The organism is Bacteroides sp. An51A, assembly GCF_002161565.1.
In the GTDB taxonomy this organism is placed as follows: Bacteria; Bacteroidota; Bacteroidia; order Bacteroidales; family Bacteroidaceae; genus Phocaeicola; species Phocaeicola intestinalis.
The window spans coordinates 46,702-63,189 of the sequence record NZ_NFIC01000001.1 but is presented as its reverse complement, the minus strand read 5'-3'; the positions used below and the strand labels follow the sequence as shown (position 1 = coordinate 63,189).

The window sequence follows — 16,488 nt, the reverse complement described above, 5'->3', positions numbered from 1 at the left end:
ATAACCTTATCTTGACTTTAAAACAACTAAAGATGGAAAAACACTTACACAAAAGGCAAATAAAATGCAGGATTGATATGCATCATGCTTTAATGGCACACAAACGGCGCTTGTCTGCGCTGCCTGTGTGCCATTGAAAAACTGTTCATCTTTATTCAGAGTTTCCTTTAACTCCCTGTCGGATAACTGTGGAATTATAGTAAAACAAAATTGGTTTGCGAAAAATTCTTGATGTATTGTCATAATCGAATGGAGTTTCCATTGGAAATGGGCACTCAGCATGACAAATGATTTTTCGCAATTCATTTCTGATTGACTATAATACCATTTCTTGCCCGGCTGATTGCCCATTTCCATTTCCAGCGTAACTCCTTCCAGTATCTGGCTATGTGTGATATAACTCTTGTCGTAAGGCTTCCCGTTGAGTTTGATTGACTGGATGTAGCAATTCTCAGGACTGGCATTGTGGGCTATGACAGTAAATGTTTTTCCGTTCGGTAAAGAAATGGACAGGCGCGGGAATACCGGACTTCCGATTTCATAGGTTTGTGAAATGGGGTTTACCGGATAGAATCCCATGGCACTGAATACATACCATGCCGACATTTGTCCGCAGTCTTCATTGCCGCACAGGCCGGCTGGCGTATTGGTGTACAGTGTATGCATGATTTGGCTTGCATATTGTTGGGTTTTCCACGGTTCGCCTGCTGCATTGTACAGGTAAGCTACATGGTGGCTGGGTTCATTGCCCTGAGCATATTGCCCTATCATGCCGGTGCTGAAGATGGGAAGCTCGGTCGTATCGGTCGGGTGATAGGTGAACATACTGTCCAGCTTTTGAGCAAAACGTTCTTTGCCTCCCGTCAGGTCTATCAGTCCTTCAATATCATGTTGTACAGACCAGAAATATTGCCATCCGTTGCTTTCGCAGATGTTGGGGGTATAATCTTCGGCATCAAAACCGGCAATGAATTCACCTTTCATGTTGCGTGGTTGCATGAAAGATGTTGCCGGGTTGTACACGTTCCGGTAGTTTTGCGAACGGGTATAAAACTCTTTGGCTATATCGTTTTTGCCCATCTTTTCTGCCATTTTGGCGATGCAATAGTCATCGAAAGCATATTCCAAAGTTTTCGAGAGCGACCATCCGTCATTATTGTATGGGTCGTGCATGTCGTAAGGGATGTATCCTTTCTGTTTGTAGATACCGATGCCGCGGTATTCGTCCAGGTTGGCAGTAGCTACGCACGAAGCCAAAGCTTTTTCAGCATCGAAGTTTCCTATTCCTTTTAAGTAGGCATCTACGATGACCGGTACCGCATGATACCCGATCATCATGTCGGTTTCACTTCCGTAGAAGTTCCATACGGGCAGACGTCCGTTTTGTTCGCCGAAAGCAAGGAGCGATTTTACCATGTCATTGGTGCGTTCGGGTTGGGTAATGGTGAACAGCGGATGAGCCGCACGGTAGGTATCCCACAAAGAGAATGTGCTGTAATTTGTCCAGCCGTCTGTTTGGTGGGACTTTCCGTCAGGTCCGTAATAAGCTCCGTCTACATCACTGTAGATAGTGGGGGCTAACATGCTGTGATAAAATGCGGTGTAGAATACAGTCCGTGTGTCAGAATCGTCTGTCTCTATTTTGATTTTTCCCAGTTCACGGTTCCATGCTTCCTTTGCTTTTGCCAGGAAGGCGTCAAAGTCATTGTCGGGAGCTTCAGCTTGCAGGTTTTTTTCGGCTCCTTCCATACTTACTCCTGAGAGTGCAGTGACCAAGGTAATCTGTTCGCCTGCTTGTGTAGGATAGTCAAAGCGGGCGCGGAGTCCGGTGTCATAGTTTTTATCTTCTCTAAGCACGTTGATGGTATCGATTGTCATGTGGGTAAACGGGCGGGAAAAGCGGGTGCAGAAATAAACTTTCTGGTTGCGTGCCCAGCCGATTGAGTAACGGTATCCACGGATGGTGACCGAGTCGACAGCTTCGATGTGTGTTTCCTGTGTTGCATCCCAATTCATGGATTTAGCCAGATTAAGGATGATGGCAGACTCTGCTTTCGGGAATGTATAACGTTGGATACCGCAACGCTCGGTGGCGGTCAGTTCTACGTTGATGTTGTAGTCGTCCAGCTTTACCTGATAGTAGCCGGCGTATGCGCTCTCGTTCTGGTGTGAGAATTTTGAGTGGATACCCAACGGAGCTTCTGCTTCATTGTAAGGAAGGGTAACAGGCAGGAACGATATATCGTACAGGTCGCCTGCACCTGTGCCCGAAAGATGGGTGTGGCTGAATCCGGCTATGGTGCTGTCCGGATAAAAATAACCGGCGATGCGGTCCCATCCGGGCAAACCATTGTCGGGACTTAACTGCACCATGCCGAAAGGCACTTGTGCTCCGGGATAAGTGTTGCCTGTAAAGTCGGTTCCGATAAATGGGTTTACATATTGGGTATAGTCTTCCGTAGCAGGTTGTGGGGTTGTGGTACACGCTGCAAGTGTGAGTGCTAAGGCATAAATAGGGACGGTTCTCAGTCTCATAATATTAGTTGTTTGAAATTAGAATTTGGATTTGTGGTGTTAGGTGCAAAACACAAAGGATACAAAGAAAAAACGTCCGGATTGTGGGCGGATTTCATTGTGCCTTTGTATGGCTGCGTCTGATAATTAAAACAAGTGATTAAAGAAAAACACTTATTTAGTTTGTTCATTTCTTTCAATTAGTTACATTTGCATTGTGCTTAATTTGGTATCCGGGTTATGAAGGAAGAATTTGAAGTAACATATAAGGCATTATTTCGACGTTATTATGCAGGTCTGTTGTTTTATGCAACTCGTCTGGTGGGGGAGGATGATGCCGAAGATATTGTTCAGGATGTGTTTGTCGAAGTCTGGCGGCGGCAGGATACCGTAGAGATAGGCGAACAGTTCCAGTCATTCTTGTATCGTTCGGTCTATACCAAAGCTATTAATCTTCTGAAACATAAGGCTGTGGCGGAAAACTACAACGCGGATGCAGTGGAGTTTTATCAGAAAAAGCTGGATTACTACCAGCCCGACCATACGGATGTTATCAGCCGGATAGAGAATCGTGAGTTGCGTTCGGAACTTCACCGTGCCATTGATGAGCTTCCTGACAAGTGTCGGGAAGTATTCAAGCTCAGTTACCTGCACGATATGAAAAACAAAGATATTGCCGATGTAATGGGCATTTCCTTGCGTACAGTAGAAGCGCACATGTACAAAGCCTTGAAAGTGCTCCGTGAACGGTTGAAAGGCTTGCGCTTCTGATTTCCTGATGAAATTTCGTAAGCATTCGACCCATGCTGACCGGTTACCACTTTCCGGATAGAATCATAGCGAGATGCAACCGGTTGCGGAAGCCAGCGGATATAGGTGCATCGGCAAACGTATATAGGTCCATCCGCTGTAAGATTATTAATCTTCAGGCTGCAAGATTATTAATCTTACAAGCGGAAGATTATTAATCTTACATCAGACGAAGTTATCTGCGTTGATAGACGAAGAAAAATAACAACCATTTATACCGCGCATGATAGTATACTTTGCGCGGTATGAAATTGTGCATTTTCTCACCACAGGGGACACAGAATCTTTTATTTGAATATCCGCATTTCACCCAATTGTCTTGTAGGGGCGTATCGCATACGCCCGAATACGTCAACTAATCCACGTGGATGTCTTCAGGGCGTATGCGATACGCCCCTACATGGGATGTTTGCGGATATTCAATATCTTTTAAATAAATATTCGCGCACGCGTAAGGGCAAGGAGGATTCATAAAAAGTAACGAAAAAGTGTGGAGGAGGGTAAGTGTTTCACTTTGCAGACTTGTTATATAAATGATTTTATCCGTTTGTTGGATAAACTTGACAAACAAAATAAATAGAAATTGAATGTGTAACCTTAAAAAACAGGTATGGAAAACAAAAAATCTGATAAATGCTTGAATCTGTTCCAAACGTTCATGTTATGGGCGTTTGTTGTGTTGTCTTTACAGTCTTGTAATATGAATACAAAGGATGCCGTGGGCAGTGTCCGGTCGGCAGCTGGAGCTAAGATGGGGACTACATTGACTGTCCGCAATGGTAAGGCGGCTGCCGGATATGTGTATTTCGAATTGGATACGGTTGCGAATGTGGATACACGGGTGACTTTTGCGGTAGATAACGAAGCTTTAGAAGCTTACAATAAGGCGAACGGGACAAATTATACGGCTTATGAAGGGGCATCGTTGGCAACCGAAGGTGCCGTGACTATTCCGGCAGGGCGGCTTCGGTCGGATTATGTGGCTGTCAATGTGCCGGCAGGCGGAAAAGGGAATGCGGTTGCCATTACAGCAGTTGCCGGTCAAGGAGGTTCTGTTTCGGAGGATAATGGCGTGTTTATTTACCAGGTAGCGGCATTGGACGCTCCTGTATATGAAAAGACAATCAAGAATTTGTGTTATATCGAGGTGAACAATGACAGTCCGCTGAATGCAGGTGAATATACCTTGTCGGACGGAAAGCCTTTTTTTGATATTGTAAGCGTCTTTGCAGCGAATATCAACCTGAATGAGGAAGGTATGCCATATATCCATTGCAATGACCAGGTGGCTTTTGTCTTGGAACATGCCGATGAAATCATTCGTCCGTTACAGAAGAAAGGGATTAGGGTCCATTTGTCTATTTTAGGCAACCACGATGATGCTGGAATGCGCAGCTTGAGTGCTGAAGGTGCGAAAGTTTTTGCGAAAGAACTGAAGATGTACGCTGATATTTACGGCTTTGATGGATTTGATTTTGATGATGAGTATTCATCATACGCTGAAAATAAGTTCAAAGGAAGTGCCGTGTCTGGCCCTGGTGTGGTAAGTTCGGCAACAGAATGTACAAGTGCCAATTATACCCGGCTGATGGAAGCCTGCCGGGAAGTATTGCCAAAAGGTGAAAGTACTTTTGGTATCTATTGGTATACGGATGATGACCAGCCGGTAGGGACGAACGTGGAAGAGTTGATCGACTATGCTGTATATGGAGCTTATGGTGCGTTTGACGAATACCGGCAACAGGATATCAGTAATGCTATCGAGGCACCTTATGCCATTACGTTAAGTGGATTGGACAATAAGGGGAAAATGATACCGGTTTCGGTGAATGAGGCATATTTGAATAAGGTGAAGGACGGAAAATACGGATACTTTGCTTTTTACGACCTGAAGTCCAGCCGTACATATATCCGCGAATTTAACCAAGTTGCAAAAGTATTATGGAATGGGCTTACTGTAGAATGGACAGGCAATGTCTATGCACGTACATCGATGGAAGCGGTTAAGTTTGTCGCTCCGTCTGATGGAAATCAGTGATTGAAATTTTTCAGAAACTATTTTGGATTCATCTCAAAGCACACACGAAAAGAATACATCAAGTCAAGAAAAACGTTTTGTGGAAAATCCAGGCAGTTTCTAATAAGGATGTACTGAAATACTCTCTACCTGTTGTTTAATAGATAAATAAAGTGAAAAGACCGGAGCTTGTGTGCGACGCATAGGCTTCGGTTGTTCATTATTTGTTCGTGAAAATTAAAAAAATTCATTTTCTGCCTAAGTGTTTTATAAAAGATAGTTGTTATTATTATAAGTTTTGCCCAATAGCTTAAAGATAAAAGAGAAAAAAGAGAAAGAGATAATCAACTTAATATTAATGTTTAACCTTAGAAATGCAAGTATGAGAAGCAAACATTCGTGCATGAGCTCGAAGAAACTCGTTCGGGCATTATTGGTTTCGGCACTATTTGCTGTTCCTACACAGGTAGTGTCTGCGCAATTAAATATTGCATTGACCAATACTCAGTTGGGGACTATGATTCAGCAGATTCAGTCTCAGTCCCAGTATCAATTCTTTTACGATGACGAATTGGCCGATACACCGATCGAGTCGGTAAAGGCAAACGGCTCCAGCGTGGAAGAAGTTCTTGATCAGGCATTGGCAGGGAAGGGTATCAGTTATGTAGTAGATGACAATGTGATTTATTTGTCGAAAGAATCTACTTCTACAACAGCACCTACTGCTGTGAATGCAGCGCAGGAAGAACAACAGCAACAAATCACTGGACGTGTTGTTGACGCAACAGGTGAAGCGTTGATTGGTGTGTCGGTTGTACAGAAAGGAACGACTAACGGAAACATTACCGACTGGGATGGTAACTTTACAGTAAATGTTCCCGTAGGTTCTGTCTTGCAGTTCTCTTACATCGGTTATAAAACGGTAGAAATGACGGTAGAGGCCGGAAAGACTACCATCAACCTGACTATGGAAGAAGACTCTGAAATGTTGGACGAAGTGGTTGTTACCGCTTTGGGTATCAAGCGTGAAAAGAAGATGTTGGGTTACGCCGTTCAGGAACTGAAGAGTGATGAACTGAACCGTACGGGTGACCCGTCGGTAACCAGTGCTTTGCAAGGTAAAGTTGCCGGTCTGTCGATGAACACTTCTGCTACCGGTTTGGGCGGTTCTACCAAGATTACTATCCGTGGTAACTCTTCGTTGAGCGACAACAACCAGCCGCTGTGGATTGTGGACGGTGTGCCGTTCAGTGATAACAGTAATTCGGATGCATCGTTCTATGGTGGTGTAGACCGTGGCGGTGCTTCGTTGGATATCAATCCGGATGATATCGAAAGTATCTCGGTATTGAAAGGTCCGAATGCTGCAGCCCTTTACGGTAGCCGTGCCGGTAACGGTGTTATCTTGGTAACGACCAAGAAAGGTTCGAAGAAAGACGGTTTCGGTATCCGTTATAGTGGTAACTTTACGTGGACAAAGGTTGCTGAGACATTGGATATGCAGGAACGTTATGGACAAGGTCTGATAGGAGAAAATGGGGGAGCCGAGTATACGACAGGAGCTTCTAGTAGCTGGGGACCCGTATTGGATGGTTCAATGAAGGAAGCGTGGAACGGTCAGACCTACGCTTATTCTAAATACGGAAACAAGCTGAAAGATTATTTCGAGACAGGCTTCTCTCAGACACACAACGTATCTATCCAAAACGGTACGGAAACTTCACATTATCGCGCATCATTCGGCGCATCGGATAATGACGGTATGTTCCCGAACGAGAAACTGCAACGTATTAATGTAGACTTGAACGCAGGTACGGAATTGAATAAATACCTGTCGATGGACGCTAAGATTTCTTTGTCGCGTACGAAAGCTAACGATCGTCCGATGTATGGTACGTATGGTGCTATCAATCAGTTGATGGGTATTCCACACAATGTACGTTTGGATGACTTGCGCCAGTATTCCGATGACAATCATGTACATGTTAACTGGTACGGACCGACTGCAGGCATCCGTAACCCGTATTATGTATTGAACCAACGTCGTAATGAAGACGAACGTTGGCGTGCTTTCGGTTACTACAATGCGAAAATCAATTTTACCGATTGGCTGCATTTCTCTGCTAAATACGCTTTCGATTACTATCGTACCCGTATCGAAGAAACCAATGGTGGTGACGGTATCAATGGTGAAAGTTCGATGGCAATGATAACGAACGATGCAATGGATCGCCGGGAAGAAAACTTCTTTGAATCGAATGCTGAATTTATGTTGATGGCAGACAAGCAAATTACCGATAATTTCCGTTTGGGTGTGAACTTGGGTGCCAACTTCATGTATCAGAAGTATGAGGCTCTGAATGCCGGTGTAGGTAATATGCTGATTAAAGGCAACTGGATGTTTAATGCTGCCAACTTGCTCCGTACGGCAGGTGAAACCGGTTACGAACGTGCTACAAACTCCGTATTCGGATCGGCACAGTTGGCATGGAAAGAATATTTGGCTTTGGACTTGACTGCCCGTAACGACTGGTCATCTACGTTGCCCCAACAGAACAACTCTTTCTTCTATCCGTCTGCTAACTTGAGTTTCGTGATTTCAGATTTTGTACGTTCCTTGGATAAAGAATTGCCCAGTTGGTTGACTTTTGCCAAGTTGCGTTTGTCTGCAGCTCAGGTAGGTAAGGATACAAGCCCTTATCAGTTGTACAATACGTATTCTTATTCATTTGATAACGGTATCCTGACTCCGACCCGTGACAATGTGAAGATGAACGACCAGTTGAAGCCGGAAATTGCAACATCTTACGAGGCTGGTTTGGATATGCGTTTCTTTGATAATCGGTTAGGCTTTGACTTCACTTATTATTATATGAAGACAAAGAACCAGATTATGAAAGTGCCTGCTGCAGCTCCCTGGTCGGGTGGTCAATGGGTGAATGCCGGTTTGATTTCGAACCAAGGTGTGGAATTGATGATTTATTCTACCATTGTAGACACCAAAGACTTTACGTTTGATTTGAACTTGAACATGGCTCACAACGTTTCTACAGTTGAAGAATTGGCACCCGATCAAGGTGTAAGATACATGTTCTTCGAAGGTGATACTAATTTCCCGATTCAGGTAGGTGCAACCGAAGGTGGTAAATTGGGTGATATCTATGCTAGTACGCTTTATCAGCGTGATGAAAATGGCAACATCATTATCGGTGCGAACGGACTTCCGATGACCATTACTGATGAAGCTGAACGTGTTGCTAACCCGATTGGTAACATCCAGCCCAAACTGACAATGTCTGTATCTCCAACTTTCACTTACAAAGGCATTACGCTTTCGGCTATGTTCGATATGAAGTTTGGTGGTGACATCTTCTCTTATTCAGAAATGGTAGCTACTGGTAACGGTTTGGCAAAACGTACGGAAAACCGTGGTGAGAATAACAACTACATGATGGTATTCCCAGGTGTAAAAGAAGACGGTACTACAAATAACACCGCTATTAGAGCTTCTGACTATTATGGCAATTTGTTGCCGGAAGATTTCTTGTATGACGCTTCGTTCATTAAGTTGAAAGAATTGTCTATCGGTTATTCGTTCCCGTCAAAACTGTTGCAAAAGACTCCGTTGACTTCGTTGAACGTTTCGTTCGTGGCTCGTAACTTGTGTTACCTGATGAAACATACACCGGGCACCAGCCCTGAAGGTGGTTACGATACCTCAATGTTCTCGCAGGCAATCGACTATGCGGCTCTGCCGTACTCTCGTACCTTCGGTTTGTCAGTTAGTTTAGGTTTTTAATCTTACATAAAAATAGTAACTTATGAAATTCAATACATATAAGTCAGTGGCGATGTGCTCCCTGTTGGCACTTTTAGCCGGGTGTCATGACTTTGAAGAAATGAATACCAATCCCTATCAGCCGGTTTATGACCCGAGCGTCATTGGCGGTACGGGCGATGGCATTGATATCGATTACGAAGTGTCGGATAATGCGTTGCAAAGCTTGCGTGCCACTGAAGGTTCGGCAGGCGCAACATTCTCCAATCTGGTTTACGAAGGAATGTATAACGATTATCAGATAACCACGAATTTGACCCACGATGTCTATGCCGGTTATTGGGGTAATAACTCGTTCACACCTCCTAGTGCTCCTACGTATTCGTATAATGACGGATGGTCGGGTGCACGTTGGAGACACTTCTACGATGACCGTACGGTGAGCGAATACAGCCAGTTGATTAAGACATTCTGGTTCTGTGATAGAGACTATTATCAGAATGCATTCTATATCACTCGTATCTATTACGCTTTCCTGCTGTCGGCGCAGACGGATACCTACGGCGATATTCCTATCAAGTATTATGTAAAAGGTATGCTTCCGCCGGAAGAAAACGTAGAATATACCTCACAGGAAGAAGTATATGGCATGATTTTCGATATTTTGGATCAGGCTATTACCAACTTGCATAATCCGACTCTTCCTACGGCTCAGCAATTTAGCTTTGGAGAAGATGATTTATGCTATGGCGGTGATGTGGAAAGCTGGATTCGTTTTGCCAATACCTTGCGTTTGCGTTTGGCGTTGCGTATCTCCAACGTCAATCCGAGTTTAGCTAAGCAACAAGGCGAGGCTGCTCTTAACGACCCGTCAGGCTTGATGGCAAGCCAGGATGATAACATGAAACTGATTCCGAAACGCCAATACATTACCGGCGGTAATGAAAATATTTACGGTTTGCTCTTCTCGTGGGGTGCCAACGTAGTGCTGCCGAAAGAAATGGAATGGGCTTATAAGAATCAGGCTTTGAAACCGGGTGTTACAACTGCAACTCCGGGATTTGAACAAAAAGCGCCGGCTAATCTGTATACGGCAGGTGGGGTAGACGAAACAATGTTCAACGCTAGTGAAGATAACTGTTATCTTGATCCGCGTTGTAACATCCTTTGGTTCCGTCCTTCAGCATATGCGAATTTGAATCAAGCTGTACCCGAAGAGTCTGATGCAGATTTCTGTGGTATACGTAATGGTGCAACTGTTTTGGGTAGTTCACAAACGGTAAACTATTCACCCAACCGTTGCAATCTGCAGTCGGATGCCATGAATCCGAAGATTTGGTGGAACTTGGCTCGTGAAATTGTTTGGTTCGGCTATTCTGAAAGCTTGTTCCTGAAAGCTGAAGCCGCTTTGCGTGGCTGGACAGGTTCGTCTCTGACCGAATCCGCTAAGGATTATTATCTGGACGGTATCCGTGCTTCAATGGACTACTACGGCATTGCGGAAGCCGACTACAGCGATTACATCAACAACTTGCAAGGGTTGGCTGCTTTCGATGGCGGTTCGCAAGAAGAGCAGTTGGAACAGATTATTACTCAAAAGTGGATTGCCGTATTCCCGAATGGAAACGAAGGTTGGGCTGAATTGCGCCGTACTGATTATCCGCGTTATGCATTGGTTGTACAGGGCGGTAACGGTTCGAACGGTGAAGTTCCAAACACGAAGTTGATTAAGCGTGTACAATATCCGGACAGTGAATCGCGCAACCCGTTGAAGCCGACTCAGTACACTCAAGGTACAAGGGTTTGGTGGGATGTAGCCGATACCATGGATGATGATGGCAAGTGGCATCAACCGAATAACTTCAGATAATGCGTTGAGATTTATCTCTAAAAAGAGAGGATTCTGATATGTTGAGCGGAGGGCAGCTTGTAAAAGTTGTTCTCCGCTTGATTTGTCTGGCAGGTGTATGGCGGAAATAGACACAAAAAAAAACGATATTCATCTTTTTATGAATACCGCCGACTTCCGAAAGAACCCCCATAATAGGGTTCTTGTTTCATCATCATTCAGTTGTTTGTGTTTCTGTTATCCTTCCTTTCTCTTTTTACCTCAAAGCAATTCATCTAATTCCTATTGAATCTAATTCCTGAAAACTTACCTTATTACTAATACCTAAAAAACAAAAACATCTAATACCTTAAATCTAATACCTTTTTGCTTTGAATTGTTTACCTTAATCTAATACCTTTAGTTTTTGTATATGTCATCTAATACCTATTAGTTAATGCTTATTGGTTTCACAACCACGATGCAAAGGTATAGCTTTTTTGTGTTTCTGCAATAGACAGAAAGGATTTATTATAAAAAATGCAATATTTCTTGATGTAAATCATCTCGCATTTATTCTGATATGCCGTAAATAGCATATTCGTGTACGGAAACGGCAATAGTGTGCGCGATAACGATTGTTTTTTATAGCTGAAATGATAGATTTATCCTTGATGAATGAACCTGATGAAAACGTAACTTCAATGTTGCTTTTTAGGGTGAAATGTTAAATTTATCTTTCAGTTTTAAGATACGTTGGTTACTGCTGCCGCGGAATTCCAGATAGGGAGAATATAATGCCTGTTCGAATTTCCCGTCTACCAATACGTCGATATAGTCGAGGATTGGCCGGCGGAGAGGGTCGGCAAGTAATGTTTCGTAGGTGTATCCGGTGTAACACCAGATATTTAGTTTGGTATATTCATGGAATTTCCGGATAACCGGCAGAAATTCTTTGGGATTGTAGAAAGGGTCTCCTCCAGAGAATGTGATGCCGTCCAGCAGCGGATTGGCGTTAATCTGGTCAATCATTGTTTTGATTGCCGTTTCTGTCAAAGGAAACCCAGCTGACGGATTCCACGATTCAGGATTGTGGCATCCTTTGCAACGGTGGCTGCATCCGGCAAGGTAGATGGAAAAGCGGATGCCTTCACCGTCGACAATGGTTTCGGGATATGTGTAGAGGTAATGGAGCACTTTTTTAATGATGTTTTACACGGTCGCGTTCTTCGGCACGTTTGGCAGAATTCCAACTGTTTAAGTCCCCGGTCAGATAACCTGTGATGCGGCGCATGCGGAGGATGTTCTCGCTGTTGCAGATGGGGCATTTGTCGTAGATTACACCTCGGTATCCGCAGTTATGGCATGTGTCTACCGGATGGTTGATAGAACCGTAGCCGATGCCTTCATCGTGCATCACTTTGACAATCTTGGCAATGGCGCGCACATTCTTTTGCGCTTCGCCGTCCAGTTCCACATACGTGATGTGTCCACCCCGTGTCAAGGCGTGAAACGGTGACTCGCATTTGATTTTCTCAACGATGCTGATGGGTTCTTTTACGTCTACGTGGAACGAGTTGACGTAATAATCACGGTCTGTCACACCGGGAATAATGCCGTATTTCTTGCGGTCGATACGGGTGAAACGTCCGGAAAGCCCTTCGGCAGGCGTGGCGAGTATCGAGTAGTTCAGTCCATATTTCTGTTTGAATTCGTCTGCTACCCGGTTCATTTCCTCTATTGCCTCGTATAAGGTGTTCCATGCCTTGCGGTTATGCCCGTGCCCTGTGCCGTAAAGTGCGGTCATGGCATTGTGTCCGCCGATAAAGCCGATGCCCAACGTGCCTTGTTTCAATACGTCGCCCACTTCATCGTTCGGATTCAGTTTGCCTCCTCCTTTCCATACATCGTTGCTCATCATGAACGGGAACTGGCGGGCAAGGGCGGTCCGCTGGTATTGGTAGCGGACATACAGTTGTTCTCCGATAAATTCCGACATGCGGTGCACCGATTGCAGGAACAGCTCTTTGGCGTGTTGTTCGATGGCCTCCTGGCTTTGGTTTCCCGGTGTGCGCTCTGCTTCCCGGCGTGCTTCGATGGCAAGGCGGGGCAGGTTCATTGTGGTAAACGAAAGGTTTCCCCGTCCCAGACTGGTCTTTTCGCCGTTCAGGTTTTCGAATACACGGGTGCGGCATCCCATGGTGGCAAGCTCGTAGCGGTACCGCTTCGGGTCGTTCGGATTCCATTTCTCGTTTTGGTTGAACGGGGTGTCTAAGAACATGAAGTTCGGGAAAAGGGCTTTCGCCGTCGTGCGGCATGCTTTCAGAAACAAGTCAAAGTTGGGTGCCTCGAAGGTCATTCCGCCGTTCAGTGCCGCTTCAAAGTCGGTCATTGCTTTCTGATAATCGGCATCCGAGTAGGATACCCCGTCTTTTATCTTGAATATCTGGATGGGGAATACCGGCACTTCGCCTTGCGTGCCCAGTCCTTCAACGGTGGCTTGGAGCAGTTCTTCGATGACCATCCGTCCTTCGGGAGAAGTGTCCGTCCCGTAATTGATGGAACTGAAAACCACTTGGTTCCCGCCTCGTGAGTGCATGGTGTTCAGGTTGTGGATAAATCCTTCCATCGCCTGATGAGTGTCTTTCCGCACTTGCTTGTGGGCGGAGTGCAGGATGTGCGCCGATTCTTCTTCGGTGAGGAAGCAGCCTTCGTTTGCCAGTGCTGCAAGGAAAGCCTTTTGGGCTTTTGCGTCCGGTTCTATCGAAGTCAGGTGTTTGCGTACGTGTTCCGTCAAGTTTTTTTCGTCTATCGGCGTTCCTTTCATTTCCATATAGAAAGCAATGTCCGTTACAATCGCTTTCTGATAGCTTTTCAATACGCCTTTTGCCATGAAGAAGTCGAATGCCGGAATCGCCTGACCTCCGTGCTGCTCGTTCTGGTTGGTCTGGAAGATAATGGTAGCCAGTGTGGCATAGCTTTGGATAGACTGGGGCGTGCGGATGCTTCCGTTCTTGGTATGGAACCCCCGTTCGAACAGGTCATCCAAGTCATATTGGATACACGTGGTGGTTTTGGTGGGATAATAATCCAGGTCATGAATATGGATATCCCCCATGCGGTGCGCTTCAGCATATTGCTTGGGCAGCAGGTATTTGTACGTGTAGTCTTTGGTGACTTCCGAGGCAAAGGTCATCATCTGTCCGGCAGGCGTATGGCTCGACATGTTGGCGTTGCTCAGGTTCACGTCGTTCTTGTCTATTGCCACGATGCCGTCCATGATGTGTTTCATCTGTGTCTTGCGCTCGCGTTCGGTATTGCGCCACTGGCGGTAGATGATGTATTTCTTCGCTACTTCGGGCTGCACTTTCATCAGTTCGTTTTCTACGAGGTCTTGGATTTCCTCTACATTTAATGTTAGATGTTCAAAATGTGAAATGACCCGCTGGGTGATTTCATCAATCAATGCTTCTTGGCGTTCCAAGCCTGTAGCCTGGAATGCTTTCCCGATGGCATTCGAGATTTTGGATGCCGAAAAGTCTTCCCGCTTTCCGTCCCGTTTGATAATGCAAATGTCTGCAGTATTCATACGTCTTGTGTTTTTAAGTGCAACATAAATTCTGTTTTTCCGTGGCAGGTCTTCTGACTGATTCCTCTCTGCAGACGCCTTCCCACCTGTTCGAGGCAGTGGCTGCATTTGCATGTCCCGAGTTTTGGAAATCACAGCAGCGGGTACTGTTGCCGATGTGCGCGGCATTCCCTATTGAAACTTTTTTGTTACCATAAGAAAAACATTTGCAAAGGTAGTGATTTGGCACATTTCTCAAAATGTACTTTTGCTGAGGTTGTCTAAATTGAATAACTTCTGAAAATAAAAATGCCGATTTAGTGGTTTGTATCGCTGTTTATTGGAAAACTTAATTTATAATGAATGTTTCTTGTTTGACATTCTGATTTTTTTTGTTAAGCCACATTCCCGGTATTGGCCCGGCTCGTCAGTGAAGGTTTTCTTTTAGCCAGTATGATTGCAGAACGAAGATATGTTTCAATAGCAGTTCATGTATCTGCAATTGCCAATGTATATATATTCTCGCGGCACAAGGGTGGTCAAATTATATTGGTAAAGCTCATTTAATCCTGTATGAAACAGACAATGCCTGTATGCATAAACAGAAGCACAGGCTGATACTTTTTAAATATTACTTCAGAAATTTGTCAATTTGGAATATTCTTGATAACTTTCGCCGTCTTTTTTCAAAGAACTGATAAAACTTACGAACTTAAAAACTCAAGAACTCGTATATATGATGGAAAAAACTTGGAGATGGTTTGGGAAGAAAGATAAGATTACACTTCCCATGTTGCGCCAAATCGGCGTAGAAGGTATTGTGACAGCACTTCATGAAGTGCCCAACGGTGATATATGGACCGAGGAGGCTATTAATGACTTGAAGTCATACATCGAATCGTACGGGTTGAGATGGTCGGTAGTGGAAAGCTTGCCGGTGTGCGAGGCTATCAAATATGCCGGTCCGGAACGCGACCAACTGATTGAGAACTATAAGGTGAGCCTTGCCAATCTGGGCAAATGCGGTGTGAAGACGGTATGTTATAATTTTATGCCGGTCATCGACTGGGTGCGTACCGACTTGCAGCATCCGTGGGCAGACGGTTCTAGTTCGTTGTATTTCGACCGCGTACGTTTCGCTTATTTCGATACGATGATTCTGAAACGTAAAGGTGCCGAGGCGGACTATACGGAAGAAGAACTGCGCAAGGTGGCTGAACTGGATAAAGTGATTACCGAAGCCGAGAAAGACGAACTGATTGACTCGATTATCGTGAAGACGCAGGGATTCGTAAACGGTAACATCAAGGAAGGCGACAAGAATCCGGTGGCTATTTTCCGCAACCTGTTGGCATTGTATGACGGAATCGACCGTGCTGCGTTGCGTGAGAACATGCGTTATTTCCTGGCTGCCATTATGCCGGTATGCGAAGAATACGGAGTGAATATGTGTGTGCATCCCGATGACCCTCCTTTCCAGATTCTGGGCTTGCCGCGTATCGTGACCAATGAAGAGGATATCGCTTGGTTCTTGAATGCTGTAGACAATCCGCACAATGGCTTGACTTTCTGTGCCGGTTCGCTCAGCGCAGGCGAGCATAACGATACACGTGAATTGGCGAAGAAGTTTGCTTCGCGTACGCATTTTGTACATCTGCGCAGTACGGCGGCTATGCCGGGCGGCAATTTTATCGAAAGTTCGCACTTGGAAGGTCGTGGTCATGTAATCGACTTGATTCGTATTTTCGAACAAATAAAGCCGGGGCTTCCGATGCGTGTAGATCATGGGCGCACGATGTTGGGCGATGAAGACAAAGGCTACAATGCCGGCTATTCGTTCCACGGCCGTATGTTGGCTTTGGCACAGGTAGAAGGCATGATGGCTGTAGTGGAAGACGAGATGAAACGGAATATTAAAGTGGAATATTGATATTTGTTTTTCACCACAGATTACACAGATTAATTAGATGAAA

At 45.0% G+C, this 16,488-nt stretch carries 8 protein-coding genes and 1 riboswitch; of the genes, 5 read left to right on the top strand and 3 right to left on the bottom strand.

Annotated elements, in window-relative coordinates; genetic code table 11:
• Window positions 1–6 precede the first annotated feature (6 nt).
• Window positions 7–2,535 (bottom strand): GH92 family glycosyl hydrolase, encoded by a 2,529-nt coding sequence (locus B5G04_RS00230; RefSeq protein ID WP_239413988.1) that lies wholly within the window; start codon window positions 2,533–2,535, stop codon window positions 7–9.
• Window positions 2,536–2,754: 219 nt separating this feature from the next.
• On the opposite strand from B5G04_RS00230, the gene B5G04_RS00225 reads away from it, so the two are divergent.
• From B5G04_RS00225 to B5G04_RS00205, 4 genes are all read left to right on the top strand, one after another.
• On the top strand, window positions 2,755–3,285 hold the full coding sequence (locus tag B5G04_RS00225) for an RNA polymerase sigma-70 factor (protein WP_022039574.1): 531 nt from the start codon (window positions 2,755–2,757) through the stop codon (window positions 3,283–3,285).
• 739 nt (window positions 3,286–4,024) lie between these two features.
• Window positions 4,025–5,362: a DUF1735 domain-containing protein gene (locus tag B5G04_RS00215; protein WP_158100007.1), complete on the top strand. Its 1,338-nt coding sequence runs from the start codon at window positions 4,025–4,027 to the stop codon at window positions 5,360–5,362.
• A gap of 361 nt (window positions 5,363–5,723) precedes the next feature.
• Entirely contained in the window at window positions 5,724–9,140 is a 3,417-nt protein-coding gene (locus B5G04_RS00210) for a SusC/RagA family TonB-linked outer membrane protein (protein WP_087251097.1), read from the top strand.
• Between the two features lie 22 nt (window positions 9,141–9,162).
• Window positions 9,163–10,989, top strand: a complete 1,827-nt coding sequence (locus B5G04_RS00205) for a SusD/RagB family nutrient-binding outer membrane lipoprotein (RefSeq protein ID WP_087251075.1) — start codon at window positions 9,163–9,165, stop codon at window positions 10,987–10,989.
• A 672-nt stretch (window positions 10,990–11,661) separates the two neighbouring features.
• On the opposite strand, the gene nrdG is transcribed toward B5G04_RS00205, so the two are convergent.
• Together nrdG and B5G04_RS00195 are read right to left on the bottom strand one after the other, a co-directional pair.
• Entirely contained in the window at window positions 11,662–12,144 is a 483-nt protein-coding gene (nrdG, locus tag B5G04_RS00200; protein ID WP_022039569.1) for an anaerobic ribonucleoside-triphosphate reductase activating protein, read from the bottom strand.
• 4 nt (window positions 12,145–12,148) lie between these two features.
• On the bottom strand, window positions 12,149–14,536 hold the full coding sequence (locus tag B5G04_RS00195) for an anaerobic ribonucleoside triphosphate reductase (RefSeq protein ID WP_087395021.1): 2,388 nt from the start codon (window positions 14,534–14,536) through the stop codon (window positions 12,149–12,151).
• Window positions 14,537–14,561: 25 nt separating this feature from the next.
• A riboswitch (cobalamin riboswitch) is annotated at window positions 14,562–14,747 on the bottom strand.
• 504 nt (window positions 14,748–15,251) lie between these two features.
• On the opposite strand from B5G04_RS00195, the gene uxuA reads away from it, so the two are divergent.
• On the top strand, window positions 15,252–16,445 hold the full coding sequence (gene uxuA, locus B5G04_RS00190; RefSeq protein WP_204246979.1) for a mannonate dehydratase: 1,194 nt from the start codon (window positions 15,252–15,254) through the stop codon (window positions 16,443–16,445).
• Window positions 16,446–16,488: the final 43 nt, after the last annotated feature.

Excerpts from the sequence above, each read along its gene's own strand:
- B5G04_RS00215 (WP_158100007.1), top strand. The coding sequence starts at position 4,025 with ATGAATACAAAGGATGCCGTGGGCAGTGTCCGGTCGGCAGCTGGAGCT.
- B5G04_RS00225 (WP_022039574.1), top strand. The coding sequence starts at position 2,755 with ATGAAGGAAGAATTTGAAGTAACATATAAGGCATTATTTCGACGTTAT.
- uxuA (WP_204246979.1), top strand. The coding sequence starts at position 15,252 with ATGATGGAAAAAACTTGGAGATGGTTTGGGAAGAAAGATAAGATTACA.
- B5G04_RS00205 (WP_087251075.1), top strand. The coding sequence starts at position 9,163 with ATGAAATTCAATACATATAAGTCAGTGGCGATGTGCTCCCTGTTGGCA.
- B5G04_RS00210 (WP_087251097.1), top strand. The coding sequence starts at position 5,724 with ATGAGAAGCAAACATTCGTGCATGAGCTCGAAGAAACTCGTTCGGGCA.
- B5G04_RS00230 (WP_239413988.1), bottom strand. The coding sequence starts at position 2,535 with ATGAGACTGAGAACCGTCCCTATTTATGCCTTAGCACTCACACTTGCA.
- B5G04_RS00195 (WP_087395021.1), bottom strand. The coding sequence starts at position 14,536 with ATGAATACTGCAGACATTTGCATTATCAAACGGGACGGAAAGCGGGAA.